The organism is Pseudomonas sp. zfem003 (assembly GCF_032621675.1).
In the GTDB taxonomy this organism is placed as follows: Bacteria; Pseudomonadota; Gammaproteobacteria; order Pseudomonadales; family Pseudomonadaceae; genus Metapseudomonas; species Metapseudomonas otitidis.
The window spans coordinates 164,748-187,761 of record NZ_JAVYJG010000002.1 but is presented as its reverse complement, the minus strand read 5'-3'; the positions used below and the strand labels follow the sequence as shown (position 1 = coordinate 187,761).

12 protein-coding genes are annotated in these 23,014 nt (G+C 63.8%); 5 read left to right on the top strand and 7 right to left on the bottom strand.

Annotated features, from left to right (window positions below):
- Positions 1 to 5: 5 nt before the first annotated feature.
- A complete protein-coding gene (gene aceF / locus RTK35_RS04315; RefSeq protein ID WP_316907465.1) occupies positions 6 to 1,988 on the top strand; it encodes a dihydrolipoyllysine-residue acetyltransferase in 1,983 nt (660 codons plus the stop codon).
- A 181-nt stretch (positions 1,989 to 2,169) separates the two neighbouring features.
- On the opposite strand, the gene RTK35_RS04310 is transcribed toward aceF, so the two are convergent.
- Positions 2,170 to 2,700: a hypothetical protein gene (locus tag RTK35_RS04310; protein ID WP_316907464.1), complete on the bottom strand. Its 531-nt coding sequence runs from the start codon at positions 2,698 to 2,700 to the stop codon at positions 2,170 to 2,172.
- 80 nt (positions 2,701 to 2,780) lie between these two features.
- Here RTK35_RS04310 and RTK35_RS04305 point away from each other — a divergent pair, with 80 nt between their 5' ends.
- Complete coding sequence (locus RTK35_RS04305) at positions 2,781 to 5,480, top strand: putative bifunctional diguanylate cyclase/phosphodiesterase (protein ID WP_172434831.1); 2,700 nt, start codon at positions 2,781 to 2,783, stop codon at positions 5,478 to 5,480.
- Positions 5,481 to 5,543: 63 nt separating this feature from the next.
- A complete protein-coding gene (gene msrA, locus RTK35_RS04300) occupies positions 5,544 to 6,191 on the top strand; it encodes a peptide-methionine (S)-S-oxide reductase MsrA (protein ID WP_316907463.1) in 648 nt (215 codons plus the stop codon).
- A gap of 63 nt (positions 6,192 to 6,254) precedes the next feature.
- On the opposite strand, the gene RTK35_RS04295 is transcribed toward msrA, so the two are convergent.
- Positions 6,255 to 7,094 carry a 23S rRNA (adenine(2030)-N(6))-methyltransferase RlmJ gene (locus RTK35_RS04295; protein WP_142013793.1) on the bottom strand — a complete coding sequence of 280 codons (840 nt, stop codon included), beginning with the start codon at positions 7,092 to 7,094 and terminating at the stop codon, positions 6,255 to 6,257.
- A 138-nt stretch (positions 7,095 to 7,232) separates the two neighbouring features.
- Here RTK35_RS04295 and RTK35_RS04290 point away from each other — a divergent pair, with 138 nt between their 5' ends.
- A complete protein-coding gene (locus RTK35_RS04290) occupies positions 7,233 to 9,035 on the top strand; it encodes an acyl-CoA dehydrogenase (protein WP_316907462.1) in 1,803 nt (600 codons plus the stop codon).
- 56 nt (positions 9,036 to 9,091) lie between these two features.
- Here the strand turns inward: RTK35_RS04290 and RTK35_RS04285 are convergent, their stop codons facing one another.
- From RTK35_RS04285 to RTK35_RS04265, 5 genes are all read right to left on the bottom strand, one after another.
- Entirely contained in the window at positions 9,092 to 9,550 is a 459-nt protein-coding gene (locus RTK35_RS04285) for a hypothetical protein (RefSeq protein ID WP_316907461.1), read from the bottom strand.
- A 1,262-nt stretch (positions 9,551 to 10,812) separates the two neighbouring features.
- Positions 10,813 to 11,178, bottom strand: coding sequence for a hypothetical protein (locus RTK35_RS04280; protein ID WP_316907460.1), 366 nt, complete (start codon positions 11,176 to 11,178; stop codon positions 10,813 to 10,815).
- Positions 11,179 to 11,513: 335 nt separating this feature from the next.
- Positions 11,514 to 11,900, bottom strand: coding sequence for a DUF6960 family protein (locus RTK35_RS04275; RefSeq protein WP_316907459.1), 387 nt, complete (start codon positions 11,898 to 11,900; stop codon positions 11,514 to 11,516).
- The gene (locus RTK35_RS04270) at positions 11,890 to 19,047 is read right to left on the bottom strand and encodes a DUF637 domain-containing protein (protein WP_316907458.1); all 7,158 of its coding nucleotides are present in this window, start codon (positions 19,045 to 19,047) and stop codon (positions 11,890 to 11,892) included. The genes RTK35_RS04275 and RTK35_RS04270 overlap by 11 nt, the downstream gene beginning before the upstream one ends.
- A 26-nt stretch (positions 19,048 to 19,073) precedes the next feature.
- Positions 19,074 to 20,777 (bottom strand): ShlB/FhaC/HecB family hemolysin secretion/activation protein, encoded by a 1,704-nt coding sequence (locus RTK35_RS04265; RefSeq protein ID WP_410478628.1) that lies wholly within the window; start codon positions 20,775 to 20,777, stop codon positions 19,074 to 19,076.
- Positions 20,778 to 21,206: 429 nt separating this feature from the next.
- Here RTK35_RS04265 and RTK35_RS04260 point away from each other — a divergent pair, with 429 nt between their 5' ends.
- The gene (locus RTK35_RS04260) at positions 21,207 to 22,955 is read left to right on the top strand and encodes a potassium/proton antiporter (RefSeq protein ID WP_142013765.1); all 1,749 of its coding nucleotides are present in this window, start codon (positions 21,207 to 21,209) and stop codon (positions 22,953 to 22,955) included.
- Positions 22,956 to 23,014: the final 59 nt, after the last annotated feature.

The window sequence follows — 23,014 nt, the reverse complement described above, 5'->3', positions numbered from 1 at the left end:
TAGCGATGAGTGAGTTGATTCGCGTACCCGACATCGGCAGCGGCGAAGGTGAAGTGATCGAACTGTTCGTCAAGGTCGGCGACCGCATCGAAGCCGACCAGAGCCTGCTGACCCTGGAGTCCGACAAGGCCTCCATGGAGATCCCCGCGCCCAAGGCCGGGGTGATCAAGAGCCTCAAGGTCAAGCTCGGCGACCGCCTCAAGGAAGGCGACGAACTGCTGGAACTGGAAGTCGAAGGTGCCGCCGCAGCCCCTGCTCCGGCTGCGGCCACGGCCGCCAAGGCCGAGGAAAAGCCCGCCGCCGCACCGGCCCCGGCAGCAACCCCTGCTGCTTCGGGCTCCAGCGTGCAGGACGTCCACGTGCCGGACATCGGCACCAGCGGCAAGGTCAAGGTCATCGAAGTCATGGTCAAGGCCGGTGACACCGTCGAGGCCGACCAGTCGCTGATCACCCTGGAGTCCGACAAGGCCTCCATGGAGATCCCCTCCCCCGCCGCCGGCGTGGTGGAGAGCGTCATCGTCAAGCTGGACGACGAAGTCGGCACCGGCGACCTGATCATCAAGCTAAAGGTCGCGGGTGGCGCTGCTGCCCCGGCACCGGCCTGGGCCGCTGCACCTGCCGCCGCGCCGGCACCGGCTGCCGCCCCCGCAGCAGCGCCGGCTGCCTCGGCCGCCAGCGTGCAGGACGTCCACGTGCCGGACATCGGCACCAGCGGCAAGGTCAAGGTCATCGAAGTCATGGTCAAGGCCGGCGACACCGTCGAGGCCGACCAGTCGCTGATCACCCTGGAGTCCGACAAGGCCTCCATGGAGATTCCCTCCCCCGCCGCCGGCGTTGTGGAAAGCGTCATCGTCAAGCTGGACGACGAAGTCGGCACCGGCGACCTGATCCTCAAGCTCAAAACCGCAGGCGCCGCCGCGGCTGCCGAGCCGGCCGCCCAGCAGCAACCGCTGCACCGCGTACCGGAAGGCGCCCACCCGGTGGCCGCCGCCGAGGTCTCGGCGATTGCCTCGCTGTCCGCCGCTGCCGCCAACACCACCGGCGTACCGGCCCGCTCCAGCGGTGCCAAGGTCCACGCCGGCCCGGCGGTTCGCCAGCTGGCCCGCGAGTTCGGCGTCGACCTGGCGGCCGTTCCGGCCACCGGCCCCCACGGCCGCGTGCTGAAGGAAGACGTGCAGGCCTACGTGAAGTCGGTCATGCAGAAGGCCAAGGACGCCCCGGCAGCTGCTGCCGCCGCGCCCACCGGTGGTGCCGGCATCCCGCCGATTCCCACCGTGGACTTCAGCAAGTTCGGTGAAATCGAAGAAGTGGCCATGACCCGCCTGATGCAGGTCGGTGCCGCCAACCTGCACCGCAGCTGGCTCAACGTGCCCCACGTCACCCAGTTCGACTCCGCCGACATCACCGAGCTGGAAGCTTTCCGCGTCGCCCAGAAAGCCGTGGCCGAGAAGGCGGGCGTCAAGCTCACCGTCCTGCCGCTGCTGCTCAAGGCCTGCGCCTACCTGCTCAAGGAACTGCCGGACTTCAACAGTTCCCTCGCCCCCAGCGGCAAGGCGCTGATCCGCAAGAAGTACGTGCACATCGGCTTTGCCGTGGACACCCCGGACGGCCTGCTGGTCCCGGTGATCCGCAATGTCGACCAGAAGAGCCTCCTACAGCTCGCTGCCGAAGCCGCCGCCCTGGCCGAGAAAGCGCGCACCAAGAAGCTCTCAGCCGACGACATGCAAGGCGCCTGCTTCACCATCTCCAGCCTCGGCCACATTGGCGGCACCGGCTTCACGCCGATCGTCAACGCGCCCGAAGTGGCGATCCTCGGCGTCTCCAAGGCCACCATGCAGCCGGTGTGGGACGGCAAGGCCTTCCAGCCTCGCCTGATGCTGCCGCTGTCGCTGTCCTACGATCACCGCGTGATCAACGGCGCCGCCGCCGCGCGCTTCACCAAGCGCCTCGGCGACGTGCTGGCGGACATCCGCACCATGCTGCTGTAACACCCTTTGCTTCATTGCGAGCACGTCAGGCTCGTACCTCAACCCCGCCGATTGGCGGGGTTTTTTTTGAGTGCGAAACAGAGGGGCAGACAACAACGACCCGCCGCGCAAATGCGCGGCAGGATGCAAGGCAAGGAAGAAGAAAAGAACGGTTGCCAAGGGCCGAGGAAGGCCCCGGAACTCAACCCTTCTGGACGTTGCGGATCAGGAAGCTCAGCGCCTTGGCCAGCTCGCCGGCGCCCTTCACGTCCCGCACGATGGTCAGCAGCGGCGCGTTGCTGCCCGGGGCATTGAAGGTGCAGCTGATGCCGCCACGCGGGCACTCGTAGCTGATGCTCGGATCGACGCCGAACACCGGCAGCAAGCGGTTGTGCACCGCCACCCCGGTGCCATTGGCGGCGCGGGTTTCCTCGCGCAGCATCAGCTCCCCCGGGCGCGCCAGGCTGAGCTGATAGCGCAGGTCACGGCGATCCACCTGGCCAACCTGGTAGCCGGCGCTCAAGGCATAGGTGCTGAGCAGCGAATTGGCGTGTGCGAACAACGCCTTGCGCTCATCGGAGGTCATGTACAGGCGCTTCAGTTCGGACAGGTAGCGCGCCTGTTCCTCACTGCTCAGGGCCGGTTGCGTCTCCGCCGCGCGCGCCCCAATGGAAAAAAGCAGCCCACACAGCAACAAAGCCCCACCCAGTTGTCTTGTCAGCCCCATCAGCATGATGCACCCTTGCCCGACGCCAAATTTTAGAAGTGGGCCGAGGCCCGAACTCGGCCAGCATACTGGAACCCACCCGCCCGATGAAAAGCCATCCCGATGCCGCCAGCCGTACGGTGGCCGAGGTTGTGACGCAGTTGCCAGTCCCTTCGCGGCTTGGCCTCATGCGTTTCGAGCGGCTGAACGAAGCCAGTTGGGCGATGCTCTTCCTCGATGCCAGTTGCGAACGCCACATCGGCCTGCCCGCCACCGAGCTCTGCGCCCTGGTGGGCTCGCCCTACGCCAGCCTGATGAGCCCCGAGTCGCGCTACCGGCTACACGACGACATCCAGCAGCAACTGGTCTCCGGCGCCAACTACCAGGTGCACTACCCGCTTCACGGCCCCGATGGCGTGCTCCAGCTGCTGGAGATCGGCGAAGCCTTCCAGCAGCACGGCCGGCAGCTGCTGCGGGGCTACCTGCTGCTGGTGGACACCCCGGTCGAGGAATCCGACCACGCCCAGCAGATCCAGGAGCTGGAAGCCCAGAACGCCCGCCTCAAGAGCTCCCTGGAGCTGTACCAGCGCTCCCAGGAAGACCACCTGCAACACCTCATCCGCTCCCGCGCCCAGCAAAGCCTCATCGTCCGCCTGGCCCGCCACCGCTACAGCGCGGGTGACCCGGCGCAGGAAGCCGCGCGGCTGATCACCCAGGCCGCCTGCGAAGCCTACGAAGTCGCCCGCGCCTCCCTGTGGATGCTCGAAGACACCACCCTGCGCCCGGTCAGCCGCTACCTGCGCGACCAGGGGCACCACGAACTGCCGCCGGTGATCGACGTCAGCCGTTTCCCGCGCTACCTGGAGGCCCTGCACAGCGGCCGCGCCATCGACGCCCACAGCGCGCAGCGCGACCCCCGTACCAGCGAGCTGCAGGAGGAATACCTCAAGCCCTCCGGCGTCGTCGCCCTGCTCGATGCCAGCGTGCGCATCGGCGGTGAAGTGGTCGGCGTCCTGTGCCTGGAACACACCGGCGCACCCCGCGTCTGGCAGAGCGACGAGATCGCCTTCGCCGGCGAACTGGCCGACCAGTTCGCCCAGGTCCTGGTCAACCAGCAGCGCCTCGACGCCACCACCGCCCTGCACCTGTTCCAGCGCGCGGTCGAACAGAGCGCCAGCGCCTTCCTGCTGGTGGACCGCGACGGTCTGGTGGAATACGTCAACCCCAGCTTCACCGCCATCACCCAGTACAGCGCTGACGAAGTCCATGGCCGCCGCCTCTCCGACCTGCCCGCCCTGGAGAACCTCAGCGACCTGCTGTTCGACGCCCGTTCCAGCCTCAGCACCTGCAACAGCTGGCAGGGCGAGTTCCGCAGCCGCCGCAAGAACCTCGAGCCCTACTGGGGCCAGTTGTCCATCTCCAAGGTGTTCGGCGAGAACGGCGAGCTGACGCACTACATCGGCATCTACGAAGACATCACCCACAACAAGCTGGCCCAGCAGCGCATCGAGAAGCTGGCCTACACCGACAACCTCACCGGCCTCGGCAACCGCCCCTACTTCATCCGCAGCCTCGAAGAGCGCTTCCGCCACGAACAGGAATCGCCCCTCTGCCTGCTGCTGGTGGACATCGACAACTTCAAGCGGATCAACGACAGCCTCGGCCACCAGACCGGCGACAAGCTCCTGGTCAGCCTCGCCCGGCGCCTGCGCAACACCCTGAGCCCCGGCGACATCCTCGCCCGCTTCGCCAGCAACGAATTCGCCGTGCTGCTCGACGGTGCCGACCTGGAGACCGGCCAGAAGACCGCCGGCCAGATCCTCCGCACCCTGGACAAACCCCTGTTCGTCGACAACCAGCTGATCAGCGTCACCGGCTCCCTTGGCCTCGCCTGCGCCCCCCAGCACGGGCGTGACCCGCAGACCCTGATGAAGCACGCCGGCCTTGCCCTGCACAAGGCCAAGGCCAACGGCAAGCACCAGCTGCAGCTGTTCACCGAGACCCTCAACGCCGAGGCCAGCTACAAGCTCTTCGTCGAGAACAACCTGCGCCGCGCCCTGGCGCAGAACGAGCTGGAAGTCTTCTACCAGCCCAAGTTGTGCCTGCGCAGCGGCCAATTGCTCGGCATGGAAGCGCTGCTGCGCTGGCAGCATCCCGAGCGCGGCATGATCCGCCCGGACCAGTTCATCAGCGTCGCCGAAGAGACCGGGATGATCATCCCCATCGGCAAATGGGTGATCCGCGAAGCCTGCCGCATGAGCCGCCGCCTCAGCGCCGCCGGCCTCGGCCAGGTGCAGGTCGCCATCAACCTCTCGCCCAAGCAGTTCAGCGACCCCGACCTGGTGGGCTCCATCGCCGCCATCCTCCAGGAAGAGGAACTGCCCCCCGCGCTGCTGGAACTGGAGCTGACCGAAGGCCTGCTGCTGGAGGCCACCGACGACACCCGCCTGCAGCTCAACCGCCTCAAGGCACTCGGGCTCACCCTGGCGATGGACGACTTCGGCACCGGTTACTCCTCCCTGAGCTACCTGAAGAAGTTCCCCATCGACGTCATCAAGATCGATCGCAGCTTCATCAACGACATCCCCGACAACTCCGACGACATGGAAATCACCGCCGCCGTGATCGCCATGGCCCACAAGCTCAAGCTCAAGGTCGTCGCTGAAGGCATCGAAACCGCCGCGCAGCTGGGCTTCCTGCGCCGCCAGCGCTGCGATGTCGGCCAGGGCTACCTGTTCGACAAGCCCATTCCCGGCGCCCAGCTCATCGAGAGCCTGCACCGCTACCCCTGCCGCACGGCTCACTGACGCCGCTGTAACATCAGGCCCCGAAGCGGGTCTATCGACCAGCCCCATCCTCAGGAGAACGCCATGGTCCTGCGCTCACAGATCCTCGCCCACAAGATCGAACTGCCCACCGCCACCCAGGCGCTGCCCGGCCGTGAGACCCCGATGCCGGTGCCCGAAGCTCATTACGTCAACGGCCACCCGCTGCAAGCGCCCTTCCCCGCCGGGCTGGAACAGGCCGTGTTCGGCCTCGGCTGCTTCTGGGGCGCCGAGCGGCGCTTCTGGCAACAGGAAGGGGTCTGGAGCACCGCCGTCGGCTACGCCGGAGGCCATACCCCCAACCCCACCTATGACGAAGTCTGCTCCGGCCTCACCGGGCACACCGAAGTGGTACTGGTGGTGTTCGACCCGCGCGTGATCAGCTACGAACGGCTGCTCGCCGTGTTCTGGGAAGCCCACAACCCCACCCAGGGCATGCGCCAGGGCAACGACATCGGCACCCAGTACCGCTCCGCGATCTACTGCACCAGCGACGCCCAACTCCAGGCCGCCCGTGCCAGCGAAGCGCGCTTCCAGGCCGAACTGGACAAGGCCGGCTTCGGCGCCATCACCACCGAGATCGCCGAAGCACCGGCCTTCTACTACGCCGAGGCCTACCACCAGCAGTACCTGGCCAAGAACCCCAACGGCTACTGCGGGCTGGGCGGCACCGGCGTCTGCCTGCCGGCCTGACCCCGAGTGCTGATCGCCCCCTGAGCGCCGCAGCGGCAACGCCATCGGCGCTGCGGAAGTCTGCTAGCCCTCGGCGATCAGCCAGTCCAACCGCCAGTCGCCCTGGCTCTGGACCAGTTCATCGGCCAGCCAGGGCAGCACCTCGCGCAGCTCCTCCTCCAGGCCCCACGGCGGGTTGGCGATGGCCAGCCCCGAACCGTTCAGGCCGATGCTGTTGTCCGTCGGGTGCACCATCAGTTCCGCCCGCAGCAGCTTGGGCGCGCCGGACGCCGACAGCCCCTGGTAGAAGCGCTTCAGCTGGCGTTCGTCCTTGATCGGGTACCAGATCGCCACCACCGTCTGGCGCATCCGGCCAATCGCCTCCTTCAGCGCCGTCACGCAGCGCTCCAGGTCATCGGCCTGTTCGAACGGCGGATCGATCAGCATCAGCGCGCGCTTCTCCGCCGCCGGCAGCAGCGCCCGCGGCAGGTGCCAGCCATCACCGAGGCGCACCGTCACCCGGCGATCACCGGCCATGTTCTCCTTCAGCGCCTGCCCGTCTTCCGGGTGCATCTCGTTCAGCACCAGGCGGTCGTGGGGGCGCATCAGCCGGCGCGCCACCTCCGGCGAGCCCGGGTAGTAGCGCAGCGTACCCGACGGGTTCAGCGCGGCCACGGTGCCCAGGTAGTCCGCCAGCGGAGCCGGCAGATCGTCGCGGCCCCACAGCCGGCCGATGCCCTCCTCCCATTCGCCAGTGCGGCTGGCCTGGTCGCCGGCCAGGTCATAGAGGCCGACCCCGGCATGGCTGTCCAGGTAGGCGAAGGGAGCGTCCTTGCGCGACAGCAGGGCGATCATCCGGGCCAGGGCCAGGTGTTTGAGCACATCGGCGTGGTTGCCGGCGTGGAAGGCGTGACGGTAGTTCATGGCATGGTTTCCTCGCGAGGCGCGCAGTTTACCAGCCGCGACCCAGGCCGGGTTTGGCCGCTGCATCACCCTCATGGATGTTGCTAGGCGGCCTTCATTCACCAATCTAGACTCCGGGCATTCCACCGGAGACCGACCATGTCCGAGACCCTGCTCAGCTCCCGCAACCTGGCCTTCGAACTCTATGAAGTGCTCGATGCCGAAGCCCTGACCCAGCGCCCGCGCTTCGCCGATCACAACCGCGAGACCTTCGACGCCGCCCTCGCCACCGCGCGCGGCATCGCCGAAGAGCTCTTCGCCCCGCACAACCGCAAGAACGACGAGCACGAACCGCAGTACGTCGACGGTGCCGCCCAGTTGATCCCCGAGGTCAAGCCCGCGCTGGAAGCCTTCATCGAAGCCGGCTTCCTCAACGCCACCCGCGACTTCGAGGTGGGCGGCATGCAGCTGCCCAACCTTCTGTCCCAGGCCTGCTTCGCCCACTTCCAGTCCGCCAACGCCGGCACCGCGTCCTACGCCATGCTCACCATGGGCGCCAGCAACCTGATCGAAAGCTTCGGCAGCGAAGAGCAGAAGGCCCGCTTCCTCGCCCCCATGATCGAAGGCCGCTACTTCGGCACCATGGCGCTCACCGAGCCCCACGCCGGCTCCTCCCTGTCAGACATCCGCACCCGCGCCGAACCCCAGGCCGACGGCACCTACCGCCTCAAGGGCAACAAGATCTTCATCTCCGGCGGCGACCAGCCGATCTCCGAGAACATCGTGCACATGGTCCTGGCCAAGCTGCCGGACGCCCCGCCCGGCGTGAAAGGCATCAGCCTGTTCATCGTTCCCAAGTTCCTGGTCAACGACGACGGCAGCCTCGGCAAGCGCAACGACGTCATCCTCGCCGGCCTGTTCCACAAGATGGGCTGGCGCGGCACCACCTCCACCGCGCTCAACTTCGGCGACAACGGCGAATGCGTCGGCTACCTGGTGGGCAAGCCCCACCACGGCCTGTCCTACATGTTCCAGATGATGAACGAGGCCCGCATCGGCGTCGGCATGGGCGCCATCATGCTCGGCTACGCCGGCTACCTGTACTCACTGGACTACGCCCGCAACCGGCCCCAGGGCCGCCATGCCGACGGCAAGGACCCGAGCAGCCCGCAGATCCCGATCATCCAGCACACCGACGTGCGCCGCCTGCTGCTCACCCAGAAAGCCTACGTCGAAGGCGCCTTCGACCTCGGCCTGTATGCCGCGCGCCTGTTCGATGACACCCAGACCCTCACCGACGACAGCGCCCGCCAGCAGGCCCACGAACTGCTCGACCTGCTCACCCCCATCGTCAAGTCCTGGCCCTCCGAGTTCTGCCTCAAGGCCAACGAACTGGCCATCCAGGTCCTCGGCGGCCACGGCTACACCCGCGAATACCCGGTGGAGCAGTACTACCGCGACAACCGCCTCAACCCCATCCACGAAGGCACCCACGGCATCCAGTCCCTCGACCTGCTGGGGCGCAAGCTGGCGCAGAACAACGGCGCCGGCCTCAAGCAGCTCAACCGCCTGATGAACGAGACCTGCCAGCGCGCCGCCGCCCACAGCGAACTGGACGCCCTGCGCCAGCCGCTGGAGCAACTGCTCGCCCGCCTCTCCAGCGTCACCCTCGCCCTGCTCGGCGACCTGATGCAGGGCAAGGTCGCCCAGGCCCTGGCCAACTCCGCGCTCTACCTCAACAGCTTCGGCCACGCCGTCATCGGCTGGCGCTGGCTGGAACAGGCCATCCGCGCGCAGCAAGGCCTGGCCAACGGCAACCCCGCCGACACCGAGTTCTACAAAGGCAAACTGCAGGCCGCCCGCTTCTTCCTCACCTGGGAAGTGCCCGGCGTCCACCACGCCCTGGCCATCCTCGAAGCCCGCGACGACACCTGCCTGGGCATGCAAGCCGACTGGTTCTGAGTCCAACCGGACCTTTCACGCCCCGCGCACATGCGGGGCTTTTTTATGGCTCGCGGTCAGTCTTCAGCCTTCAACAGCACATACGCCTCACCGCCCGCCCGGTCATGGGCAAGGATGAAAACCTGGCCATCCAGCGTGATCTTCGCAGGCGAGGTTTGCGCAACCGGCGTACTGGACAAATCACGAGCCGCGTCCAGCAATTGCCGGGTAAGGCTCTCGTCCCGCTGCGAAGGCGTGGTCACGACACATTCTTTCCCTGCCTGGATCTGAACGCCCAGGCTCTTGTCCGCATTGAAGCCCGCCATCATGAAGCCCATATCGCCCACCTCAACGCCCACCGCCTTGGCGGCCACCGCTGCCCGGGAAAAGTCGGGCGCAGTCTTCAGACAGATTTCACGGAACGCCTGAATAGCGGCAGAGGGTGTGTCATTGGAAGCAACCGGAGCAGTCATCGGGCCTTGATTGGAACAGGCAGCCATCAGAGCGACGGCTGCGATAAGAAAAGTACGCTTCATATTCTTTATACCCATTGAATTCAGCCTTAAGCCCCTACCACAAAACCATCTACTCAGACTTGCCCTCAAAATAAATCAAGAGACTTGGCTTACGACTAGGCAACTCTTCCTCAAGCTTAGAAATTAGTAGAGAAGCAGAAAAATTATCACATTTTATTCGCAAGCCATCCGCCACTTCACAAATATAGAAACTCTGAAAAAAGGCACTTGCCACCTCATCGGTTACTTTCCTAACAACCTCACGATCCTCCTGATCACAGCCCTCCACCACTAAATACCCCCAAACGGGCGGTATGAACATCGCTTTTGAAATATCAATCTCCTGTATCAAAACCCCACAATGGGTACATCTTACTGGGTCCGTAGACTCCATAAGACAACTGTGACAGTCATACAAATTCGGAGACCTTTTCACTTCTTCTCAACCTCGAATAGATAAAAACAGACACACAACCCCTTAAGCCAACACAACAACAAGCCAACCAGAAAAATATAATCTACAGCCTGCCAAAGCCCTTGCAATCCAAAAAACAAAAAGCCTCACACAGCATGCAACCGCGTTACCACATAGCTAGCAGAAGAGCAGGAAAAACTCAAAACAAGAAGAATAAAAATGACTAGACCATTAACTCAGTAAACCACTGCTGAATCCTAATAGTAATCGAGCCAATCGCTAGATTTTATCCCTCTCTTACTAATAAATTCCTGATACTTGGCCCTATGCCGCTCTGCGCTGCCCCCAATAGCGATTGAAACAAAGCCACCCCCTCTCTCTTCCACCGACATTGAAATCACTTTGACTACTCTCTGCACGCCACTTGTCATAACGCCACAAACTCTAGCTCGGTGAAATATAAAGCTATTACCTCCTCCCAATGGCAAAATCCGCTCCAATACCGAAAAAATTATTTCTGGCTCAGACACTTCTATTCTCTGAGAGCTCTCGCAATTTTCAACCTGCTCGGCCTGATCAACCTGAACAAGATACAGCTTAAAATCAATTATTATCAGCCACCCAGTTACCACAACAGAACCGCCTGCCGCCATATTTATCCCTTAATAGTCTACCAGTGAAAAACAAGCCTCCAACCCCATACTTTAACAGAAGACTCTAAATGATCCGGCCACCATACGAATACTTCCAATCCCCACAACCAACTTAGGCATAGAAATCTACTTGAGCAGAATTTAACCTAACACCTCGTAGACAAGAAAAAATCTTGACCCTATTTTAAAAAACGGCAGGCACTAAAATTGACCACCTACTCCGGCTTACCCTCAAAACAAATTACGATATCTGGCCTACACCCACGCAGTTCATCTTCCAATCTAGGTATCAGCTTAGCGGCAGCAATCTCGTTGCACTCTATTACTAGAGCGCCATCCACTTCAAAAGTAGAGAAATTCTGATAGAAGCGATTCGTCACCTCGTCTATCACACGGTTCACAGCATCCAGCTCTTCCTGATTAATGCCATTGATTACCACAACTCCCCAAACAGGCGGGATCACCATCGCTCCTGAAAGATCCAACTTCTTGACTAAAACTCCACAGCTTGTGCATATCACTGGATCTTTAGACGCCATCAGGCAGCTATGACACGCATAAAAACTCGTTGATTTTTCCATTAATTATTTTTGGAAAACCTCCGTATGCATGACATGTCGCATCTGGTCTGCACGCGTGCACGCTGCCCAACAGGAGCGCCAAGAAAGAATGGCTACAACTTCACGGGCGGTGCATCTGACTTTGTAGCGCTATAAAGAGCTTCAACCGAACCTGGAAGCCGAAGTACTCAAAAATAAACCGATTCGGAGCAATAGAAGTAATAGATAAAAGGACACGACTTAAGAAGAGAGAAAACGTAGTCCACCCCTACTTCTAAAAATTGAAACACTGCGAATGCAGCCTAAAATCCTTGCAAGCAGAGAATTGAATTAATTGCTCAAACCACACCCACCCCTTATTTAGCGAAAACAAGTTCAGGCGTGAAATACTGTCTAGATGATTTTCTACCACAAAATTCGAGATAGAAGATTGGCTCACCCTTTTTATGGTGCCACTCAATATCAATAACCACACCGCTCTTCCCAGTCGCCACAACCTTCACCTCATCTAAAAACTCAAAGCAGGGAGACTGTACAGCAACATAGAGATCAGGCCTTACAGAAATCTCACAATCCCTATATCCCAATATTAAATACCCATTACAAACACCTAAGCAATTAAACAGTTTCCCATACAGCTTAATGGACTTAGCCACACCCAGAGAGTCAGGGGCCACAAAATCATCGCCCAGCTCGGGAAACCACGAATAAATCCCCCAAGAACCAATCAGATCATTCCGCATAAGGTTTGTACCCCTGAAAATCTTTACTGAAGTATTTTTCCGGAATATTTCCAAAGATTTTCTTTGCGGCCTCCAGCGACCCGGCTCCTGGCTTAAAGTGGCCTGACGCGTTATCAACTGAGTAGATCTTACCGGCCCTTATCTCAACAATGCCAGCCCCCAAGACCTGAGGATTCTCCCCTCCGACAAGTGTTGGATGAGGCATCTTCTGACCAGAGCGCGTACCCAATATTAGATTACCTTTCTGATCGATCACATACATGAATTGACCATTTGTAGTTTTACCCCCCACTCGCCCTGAGTCGGTCAGTAAATCGCCAATATTCTTGGCACTTGGATTTTTAATGTATTGCCCATTAACCAAAACTCCAGATGCTTTATCTGCCGCTTGCATTGCCGGGTCAACAGTCCACGTCTTAGATGTAGTTGCTTTTTCACCAACCACCCCCCTATCAATACTAGTTTTAGGCGCTCGACCTAAACTAATATCCCCAGCAACCATACTTGAGAACGTCTCAACTACAGCCTCACCAACTGGACTATTAATATCCAAGCCAAGCGCATCTACAAAAGCTTTGACTGAAGGAAGAGCTATACCCTGCCTAGCTGTAGGCCCAGCAGCCAAATTAAGCTGATGAAATGCGGCCAGAATATCTAGCTGCTGCCCGGATAAATCAGAGTAATAGCCTAACTCTTGCCACTTGAATATTGCATCAGTTATCTCCCGTGCTTTTTGCTGACAAGCAGAAGTTGTAGTACCGCTACAAGCCTCGCTCAATGCCGCCTCATTGATTTCATGCCGGGAGAAATAGTCTTCAACGATCTTTCTGCATGTACCCTGCGGCTCGCACTCCCTCAGCTCTTTGGCCAGAGACTGCATCTCGTGATCAGTTAGATAGTTGTACTGAGTCGCATTCCCTGCCACCCAGGCCCCAGTCTGCAGGCTCTTTTCATCCCCCCCCTGCGCGGCTGCGGTCAATACACCCAGTACTTGCGAGTTCATAACAAGCAAGCGCCTTTTCTCTTCCAAGTCCATATGGCCATAGACGTCGGCGAGCTTGTCTACGATGGCTTCGTTCAAGCCGGCCGCCAAGGCACCGGTCTTGAAGTCTCCACCTGCAGCTTCGGCTGCGAGCCCCCCCATGAGAGCGTGCAGGCCTATCTTGGGCAGGCTGCCGTTTTTCCAGTCCCACTCGTAAACGTTGGTCTTGTCCCCCACCCAGTTGAAGCCTGCGGCAGCAAAAGCATTGGCCAGGCTGGTACGCAGGGCATCACTGAACTTCGAATCCCCTCCCAGGGCGCGGTCAACCAGTGTGGAGGTCCCGTTCTGCAGGAGTTGGTTGCCGGTGAAACGTCCCACTCCGCCCCAAGTATTAAGGCCACCTGCAGTTGTAACCGCGCCCGAGTTCGGCAATGCAGTGGAGGTACCTGTTTCGGTGTTGGTCCAGCCGTCGAAAACTCCCGTGGTCAGCCCGGCGGTGACGCCGGCAACCACATACCCGCGCATGGCGTCATTGGAGGTAACGTCCTTGAACACCGCACCGAGATTACCCCTGTTGTTGATAGTGCTGACGGCCGCATTGCTCGCCATCCCGGTCAACCCGGCAGTTACAGCGGCATTGGCCCAGCCTATGCCAGACAGTGATGCCCCTGTCCCGGCGGCCCATATGCCACTTCCGGCGGTAGTAGCGGCTGTGGATGCACCGACAGTCGATGCACCACTGGCGACCAAGCCGCTTGCTGCCCCAGCCGTGAAGTAGGCAACGATGATCGCGATGATGATCGCCGCACCACCACCCAGCCCCGAATGGCTGTATTTGAATGAGTCGTGAATCTCTTTCACACGACGCCAGTCAACATCACCCCGCTGTTCAACGTCTTTCAGCCAGGCCAGCTGTGGATCGGCAGCCACCATTGCATCGACGGTCTGGCTGACGCTCTGCTGATTGATCTCCTTGATATCGATCTTCAGTCCATCGACAGCCTTGATGGCGATCTCACCCTGGGCAATGAGCTGGCTCTGCAGCACCGTTTCATCGGTGTTGCCTTTGCCGCTCATGGAGTTCCAGACGAAGCTGCTCTTGCTCTTCTCGTGACTCTCCTGGTGAAGATCCTTCACCGCTTCGAAGGTGATGGCGCCACCGCTGTCCAGGGTCAGGTTGCCGCCACTTTCGAGGCGAGCACGCTGATAGAGCTGGTCGCCCTCACTGACCAGAGAGAGGTCACCCCCTGTTGTGATGGTGGTGCCGACATTACGGACATTGGTCACTTCGTCGCGCTGGCTCTTCTTGGCGCCGAAGGCTCCCTTCTTCTTCATGTCGTACAGGTGGTAGTCGCTGTCCTGTCCGGCAGTCAGGGCCAACTGTTCGCCGGCATACAGGTAAGCCTCTTCACCGGCCTTGAGTTTGCTGGCGCTGAGCAGCAGGTTGCCGCCCGCCTCGATATCGAGGTCGCCACCCGCCTCGATCACCGCCGCCTGCTGGCGGACGGTGCTGTCCTGCTTGTTGACCTTCTTGCCACTGCGCTTGTAGCGGTACTCGCTGCTGGTCTCGTCGGCTGCCGCGGCGATGGTGATGTCGCGCTCGGCCTCCAGGCTGACATCGCCCCCCGCCTTGACGGTGCTGGCAATCACCGCAAGGTCCTGCCCGGCGCTGGCCTTCAGATCCCCCCCCACCTGCACATCACTCCCATGCTGGGTGGTGCTGGTGGTGCTCCAGAAATGGCGCTTGTCCTGGCGCATGCTGCCGTTTTCCTCGGCAGCAGAGGCGATGACCAGGTCGTTGCCGGCCTTCAGGGTGGCGTTGCCGCCGGCCTTGAGGCTGCCGCCGATGTTCTGGATGTCCTTCCCGGCGGTGAGGCTCAGGCTGTTGCCGGCCTCGAAGCCGGCCGCCTTGTCCACCACGCTGGTGAGCTGGCTGAAGTTCCTGCCGCTGCGGGACTCCTGGCTGATGGTGCGCTCGTTGGTGATGTCGCCGGTGAGGGCGATGGCGCTGACGTCCTTGCCGTTGATGAGGCCGCCACGGGCATTGCGGATGCTGTCGGTGGCGAGCAGGGACAGGCGCTCGCCGGCCTGCATCAGGCCGCTGTTGCTGACGTTGAGGGCCGAGGCCTGGAGGTTGTTGCTGGCCCGCAGGGTACCGCTGTTGGTGAGGGTGGTCCCGCTGATCAGCGCCACGTCGCGGCCCTGGATCAGCGCCCCGCTCGGGGCCAGGCGGTCCTTGGCCTGGGCCAGGTAGAGCACCGGTACCAGCACCTTCTGCCCACTGACCTCCTGCTCCTCCATCCACACGATGTCGTGGGTCAGCGCGGCGACCTGCTCCGCGCTCAGGGCGATGCCCGGGGCGAGGTTGAGGCGCTCCTTGCTGGCGAGGGCGTTGTCCATCAGATACTTGAACTGGGCCTCGTCGGAGGCCAGCCCATCCAGGAAGCGCTTGCCGGTACGGGCGATGACTGCCTCCCGGAGCAGGCGCTGCTCATACAGGCCGTCCCCCAGACGACGCTGGGTCTCGTCCGGCTTGAAGCCCAGGCGGTCCAGCAGGTAGCTGGAATTGATGAAGCCCGACAGGCTGGCGAATACCGGGTTGGTTTCGATCAGGTAGGGGTGGCCGGGGTCGGTGTTGACCCGGAACAACCCGTTCTGCCCCTGGGGCAGGCTGAACCCGGGCAAGGCGACGGGGTTGATGGCCTGCTGCTGGGCGTCGGGTGCCAGTTGGGCATTCAGCCGGACCACCAACGGCTGGCTGGAATCGGAAACCTGGCTGTCCAGGCTGCGGCTCGCGCCGGCCTGGGGGGCCTGGCCGGTGATGACGGCATCGTTGGTGAGCGGCTGGGTCGCCTGGATGCTCACGTTGCCGCCCGCCTGGATGATGGCCGGCGCAGCGGAGCCGGTCGGCGTGCGGGTTTCGATATCGCTCACCAGGTTCCAGGCATACAGCGCGCCGGGCATCTCCTTGGGCATCGGACGGGCGTTGTAGGGGTCGATGTAGTTCCCGCGGAAACGCTCGTCGGTACCGTCCGTGACGCGCCCGGTGTTGAAGCGGCGCGTGCGCTCGATGGTGCCGCTGGCCGCGCCGGTGTTGTCCAGGCTGGTGGCCACGATGGCGACGTTGCCGGTGGCGCTGAGGCTGCTGTACAGGTTGCTGACCGCACCGCCCTGGATGTCCAGATTGCCGCCCGAGTTGATCCGGCCGGCGGCGGAATCGCTGGCGACGATGGTCTTGAAGCGTTCGGTGGCCACGTAGTCGACGTTGTGGTGGTCACCGCCGCAGTCGTAGCAGACCACGCTGATGTAGCCGTAGGTGAGCTCACGTCCCTCGACGAAGGTCTCTTTGCGGTTGCTCAGCACGGCGGCCCGCAGGCTCATGTCGCCCGAGCTTTCCAGGGAGCCGGAGACGTTCTCCAGGCGGGTCAGCTGGGCCCCGGCATCATCCCTCGCAACACTCAGGCTCCCCAGGCTGTAGAGGTCCCCCAGCAGGTTGGTCAGGCTGCCGGTGCGCAGCACCATGTCCGCGCCGCTGAACACCAGGCCGCGCTCGTTGCGCAGGCTGTCGCTCTCGATGCGCAGGGCCTTGGCCGCGCCGAGGGTGCCGCGGTTGTCCACGCTGCCGGCCTTGAGCAGCAGGTCCCCGGCGGCGCTGAGCTGGCCGGCGCTGGTGAGTGCGCCGCCCAGGCGGAAGTCGCCGTTGCCGCCGCTGCGCAGTTGGGCGCCGCTGCCCAGTTCGGCGCTGGCGGCGCTGACGGTCATGTCGCTCTGGCTCTTGAGGCTGCCGTTGCCCTGGTAGCGGCCGCTGAGGGCGAGTTGGAGCTTGCCCTGGGTTTCGATCAGGCCGTCGTTGGTCCAGTCGGTGCCGCTGGCGGTGATGTCGTCGATGGACACCAGTTGCCCGGTGGCCGTCTGGGTGAAGCGGCCAACCTTGAGGTCGATGCGCTGGGCCTGCAGCAGGCTGCTGTTGGTCCAGTCGGCTACGTCGAGGCTGAGGGTGCCGTTGGTGAGGAAGCGGCCGCCGGCCTGGCCGACGTCGGCCAGGTTGAGGCCGAAGCCCTGGTTGCCGACGTGGCGCAGGGTGCCGCCCTGGTTGCTGAGCTGGGTGCTGCTGAGGCGGAAGGCGGCGTTGCCGATCTCCACCAGGCCGTTGTCGTTGTCGAAGCGGCCGCCGAGGCGGAAGACGCTTTCGCCGCTGCTGCCCAGGGCGCGCAGTTTGCCGTTGGCGTTGCGGGCGTCGTTGAGGTCGAGGCTGAGGGTCTGCGCGGCTTCCACCAGGCCGCCGCTGTTGTCGAGCAGGCCGCCGAGGGTGAGGTCGATGGTGTCGGCGCCGAGGCTGCCGCTGTGGTTGCGCAGGCTGTCGGCGTTAACCGTGAGGCTGTGCTTGGCCTGGATCTGGCCGTTGTCGTTGAGCAGTTCGCCGTGGGTGAGGCTGAGGTTGCCCTGGGTGGCGGTGATGTGGCCTTGGCTGTTGTCGAGGCGGGTGCGGGTGGTGAGGTCGAGGCTGTCGCCCTGGAGGCGGCCGGCTGTGTTGTCGAGGGTGTCGCTGCGGGCGGTGAGGGTGCCGTTCTGGGCGATGAGGCGCCCTTGCTGGTTGCGCAGGTCCTGGGCGTCGACGGTCAGGGCGCCCTGGCCGGTGAGGAGTTTGCCGTTGCGGTTGTCGAGGGTGCTGGCGGTGGCCTTGAGTTCGCCGCTGTCGGCCTGGACGGTGCCGCTCTGGTTGTCCAGGACGGCGGTGTCGAGGGTGAGGCCGTCGGCCTTGGAGAGGATGAGGCCGTCCTGGCTGTTGTCGAGGCGGTCGCGGGCGGTGACGGTGAGGGCTTTGTTGGACGCGACGGTGCCACCGCGGTTGTCCAGCGTCTGGCCGTCGAGGGTCAGGTCCTGCCGGCCGATGAGTTGGCCGCCCTGGCGGTTGTCGAGGGTGCTGGCCTTGATCCGGGCGCTGCCGCTGGCGACCAGTTCGGCGCTCTGGTTGTCGAGGGTGGCGAGGTTGGTGGTGAGGCTGCCCTGGGCGTTTACGGTGCCACGGTTGCGCAGGGTGCCGCCTTGGATGTCGAGGACGCTGTCGGGGTGGGCGGTGTTGGCGCTGCCGTCGCTGCGTACGCCGGCTTCGAGGCGGCCGGGGTTGTCGATGTGGGTGGCGTTGAGGCGCAGGTCGCCGCCGGCGGCGAGGCGTTCCTGGTTGTCGAGGGTGCCGGTGGTGAGGCGGGCGTTGCCGCTGGCGTAGGTGCTGCGGGTGAGTTCGATGTCGGTGGCGTTGGCGGTGAGGTTGCCGCTGGCGGCGGTGCGCGCGAGGGTGAGCTTGCCGTTGGCGTCGATCTGGATGTCGCCGCCGCTGGCGGCCATGTCGCCGGCCAGTTTGACGCCGACGCCCTGTTCGGTGCCGACGAGGCGGATGGCGCCGGCGTACATGCCGCCCAGGGCGCTGCTGTCGATGGCCAGCTGGGGTTTGTCGGTGCCGTCGTCGGCCTTGGCGGTGGCGGCGAGGGTGGCGGCGTCGACGTCGTTGCGGCCGGTGACCATGGCCAGTTGCCGGGCGTGCAGTTCGGCGTTGATCTGGGCGCTGCGGGTGATCAGTTCGAACTGGTCGACGTTGCTGGCGTTGAGCCCCTGCCCTTCGATGCGGATCTGTCCGCCGTCGACGTCGTAGCGCTTGAGGGCGCCGTTCTCGACCACGGGGGCGCCGGTGCTGAGGGTGGCGCGGGGGGTGTTGATGAAGCCGCAGCCGTCGCAGGTGATGCCGTGGGGGTTGGCGACGATGACGTGGGCGCCCTGCCCGGCCACTTCGGTGTAGCCCTTGAGCTGGCTGGGGTTGGTGCCGGTGACTTCGTTGAGGATGACGCCGGCGGCGCGCCCGTTGAGGTTGGGGTTGCCGAGGATGTAGCCGCCCAGCTGGGTGCTTTGCAGTTTGTTGGTGGCGTTGTTGAGGATGAGCCCCTGTTCGCCGACGTTGTAGTCGCTGAATTTGTTGTGCGACAGGCCGTTGCCGTTGGGCGTGGCGATGTTGACCACGGGTACGCCGTTGGCGGCGGCGCCAATACTGGTGTTGCCGCCGGCGGCGGCGTCCACGGCGAGGTCGGCGGCGGTGCTGACGATGGGGTTGAGGAACATGACGCCGATGAGCACGGTGGCGATGTTCTGGAAGAAGGGGCTGCGAACGTCCATGAGGTGGGGCTCCGGGTGACGCGAAATCAGTAGAACAGGTCGATGCGGGCGTAGATCGGGTGCTCCTGGCGTTCGATGACGTCAGGGCGTTCGAGGGACCGCGCGAAGGTGAGCGAGACGGCCAGGTTCGGGCCGCGGGCGCTGAATTCGAGGGCGTTGCCGCTCAGGCGGCCATGGCTGCGGGCGTTGTTGCGGTCGCCCTGGATCTGGCCCAGGTCGTAGGCGAAGGCGAGGCCGTACTGGCGCACGAAGGGCTGCAAGGGTGCCCAGCCCACGGGGCGGGTCCAGCGCAGTTGGTTGCGCCAGTAGCCGCCGCTGTTGCCGGACAGGGATTGGTCCTTGAAGCCGCGCACCGAGCTGAGGCCGCCGATGCTGATGCGCTGGGGGCTGTTGAGTTCGTCTTCGCTGCGCTGGTAGTTGATGAGGCTGTCGAAACTGAGGTTTTCCCCGAGCAGCTGGAAGGGCTGCAGGTAGCTGGCGGTGAGGCTGTATTTGTCGTAGCGGGCGTTGGTGCCACTCTTGCCGTCGATGCGGCTGTTCTTGGCGTCCAGGGCGCCGATGCCCTGTTGCCAGCCGAGGTCGAGGTTGACGAAGGCGCTGCCGAGCCGGCGGCCGTGGTTGAAGCCCAGCTGGGTTTCGGTGATGCGCGGGCTGGAGCTGTCCAGCAGGGCGTTCTCGATGTAGTTGCGGGTTTCCAGGTGGGCAAGGCCAAGGCTGAGGCCGGTCTTGCTGACGCTGTCGCGGTGCAGGACGCGGTCGGCGCGCAGCTGGTGGGTCTTGCTTTCGCCATCGGAGACGAAGGCGAATCCCTGGCCCGGGGTGCGCGTGCGGTAGTAGCTCTGGCTGTAGGCGTAGCTGAAGCTCCACCAGCCATACGGCAGGCTGTAGGCGAAGCTCTGGTTGGCGGAGTGGCGCCAGCGGTCGCTGACGGCGTCGCCGCCGGCGCGCAGGCTGAGCTGGTCGGCCAGGCCCAGGGGGCTGTCCCATTCCAGGCTGGCGCCCCACTGCTGTTCGCCGGTGCTGCGCTGGCCGTCGTTGTGGCGGTTGAAGCCGACCCGCCAGGGCTTGCCGGGCTCGCCCTTGAGCTGGACGCGGCTGCCGCCCACTTCGCTGCCGGGCACCAGTTCCAGTTCGGCGGGGCGCGAGGGCAGGCGGTTGATCTGCTCCACCAGTTGCTCCAGTTCCCGCAGGTTCAGCGGCTCGCCGGTCTGCGCCGGGGAGGCCAGGGCCAGTTCGCGGTCGCTGGCGATCGCCGAGCCTTCCACGCCCTCCAGGCGGCCTTCGACGACGATGACGTCCAGTTCGCCGTCGGCCAGGTCCTGCTGCGGCAGGTAGGCGCGGGAGGTGACGTAGCCGCGGTCGATGTAGTGCTGGGTGATGGCCTTGAGCAGGTCGTTGAGGCGCCCGCTGTCCAGGCACTGGTGTTCGAAGGGCTTGAGCAGTTCGCGCTGGCGCACCTCGCTGATCAGGTGCACGCCCTGCAGGCGGATGCGCTGGATGTCGAAGCACGGGCCCTGTGCCTGGGGCTGGCTGGGCGCAACCGGCTCGGCACGGCCGGGCAGTTGCTGCAGTTCCTGCAGGCGCTTGCGCTGCTCTTCCAGCAGCCGTTCCTGGCGGTCGCGGATCAGGTCGCGGTCACCGGGGGACGGCACCACGGGATCGGCGGCAAAGACTTGGAAAACAGGAAACAACAGCAGGCAGAAGCCGACTGCAAACGGCTGCATGCGCATGACGACCTTCCTTGGAGTGGTGGCACATCGACATCGGGGCGCGAATTCTAAGAAGTGCAGGGCGCCACACAACGACCACACGACCAGTTGCACACCTTCCTGTCAGAACTGTGACCCAGGTAAAAGAACCCGCACCAAGCTGGAACTGCCGTCCCAGGAGCCTTCAGATCGCCCGTACAGCAACCGACAGCGAGGGGAAGAACGTCCCCCGCCCTGCGGAACCCACTCATCCGCCCCACGGCCCGACACGCCGACCAACGAGTCGAAAACGTCCCCGCGCTCGTCAGACCCGTTCCAAAAAACCTGCGGATCATGGCCAAACTGTGCTTGCGGGCCGTTGCGGTCGGCAGGTTAGAATCCGGCTGGCATGCACGCTGCATGCACCTTTCCGCCCCGCCCTCGTACCCCCTTTGCAGGAGTTCCGCCAACGTGGATGCAACCACCATCAACAGCCTGTTCCTGATCGGCGCGTTGCTGGTGGGCATGAGCATCCTCGTCAGTGCGTTCGGCTCGCGCTTCGGCATCCCGATCCTGGTGATCTTCCTGGTGGTCGGCATGCTCGCCGGCAACGACGGGCCCGGCGGCATCATTTTCGACAACTACCCCCAGGCCTACCTGGTGGGGAACCTGGCCCTGGCCGTGATCCTGCTGGACGGCGGCCTGCGAACCCGCGTCGCGACCTTCCGCGTGGCCCTCTGGCCGTCGCTGTCCCTGGCCACGGTCGGGGTGCTGATCACCGCCGGCCTGACCGGCGTGGCCGCCGCCTGGCTGTTCAACCTGAGCCTGCTGGAAGGCTTGCTGATCGGCGCCATCGTCGGCTCCACCGATGCCGCAGCGGTGTTCAGCCTGCTGGGCGGGCGCGGGCTCAACGAGCGGGTCAGCGCTACCCTGGAGATCGAGTCCGGCAGCAACGACCCGATGGCGGTGTTCCTGACCATCACCCTGATCGAGATGCTCAGCAGCGGCGAGACCGGCTTCAGCTGGAGCTTCCCCGTGCACATCGCCCAGCAGTTCGGCCTGGGTGCCCTGCTGGGGCTGGGCGGCGGCTGGCTGATGCTGCAGCTGATCAACCGCCTGACCCTCGCCAACGGCCTCTACCCCTTGCTGGTGGTCGCCGGTGGCCTGCTGGTCTTCGCCGTCACCAACGCCGTGGGCGGCAGCGGCATCCTCGCCGTGTACCTGTTCGGCCTGTTCCTCGGCAACCGTCCGATCCGCTCGCGCCACGGCATCCTGCACATGCTCGACGGCCTGACCTGGCTGGCGCAGATCGGCATGTTCCTGGTGCTCGGCCTGCTGGTCACCCCCCATGACCTGCTGCCCATCATCGTCCCGGCGCTGGGCCTGGCGCTGTGGATGATCCTCGTCGCCCGCCCGCTGTCGGTGGCGGTCGGGCTGATCCCCTTCCGCGCCTTCCACAACCGCGAGAAGGCCTTCATCGCCTGGGTCGGCCTGCGCGGCGCGGTGCCCATCATCCTCGCGGTATTCCCGCTGATGGCCGGCCTGCCCAACGCCCAGCTGTTCTTCAACGTCGCCTTCTTCATCGTCCTGGTGTCGCTGGTGCTGCAGGGCACCAGCCTGCCTTGGGCGGCCAAGCTGCTGCGGGTGACGGTACCGCCGGAGCCGGCGCCCATCTCCCGTGCCGGGCTGGAGGTGCACCCCACCAGCGAGTGGGAGCTGTTCGTCTACCGCCTGGGTGCCGAGAAGTGGTGCATCGGCGCCGCCCTGCGCGAACTGAAGATGCCCGAAGGCACCCGCATCGCCGCCCTGTTCCGCGGCACCGAACTGCTGCACCCCTCCGGCTCCACCGTGCTGGAAGCCGGCGACATCCTCTGCGTGGTCGGCCACGAACAGGACCTGCCCGGCCTCGGCAAACTGTTCAGCCAAGCGCCCCAGCGCGGCCTGGACCTGCGCTTCTTCGGCGACTTCGTCCTCGAAGGCGACGCCCAGCTGTCCGCCGTGGCCGCGCTCTACGGCCTGCGCCTGGACGACATCGACGGCAGCCAGCCCCTCGGCCGCTTCATCGCCCACGAGATCGGCGGCGAGCCGGTGGTGGGCGACCAGGTGGAGTGGAACGGCCTGACCTGGACCGTCGCCCTGATGGAAGGGAACAAGGTGCGCAAGGTCGGCGTCAGATTCCCCGAAGGTCACGCCCGCCCCGGACCGGGCCTGTTCCTCTGATCACGACGATTGCAGCTAAGCTGCTGCCGGCAGCAGCGACCTGATCAACGCCGCGTGAC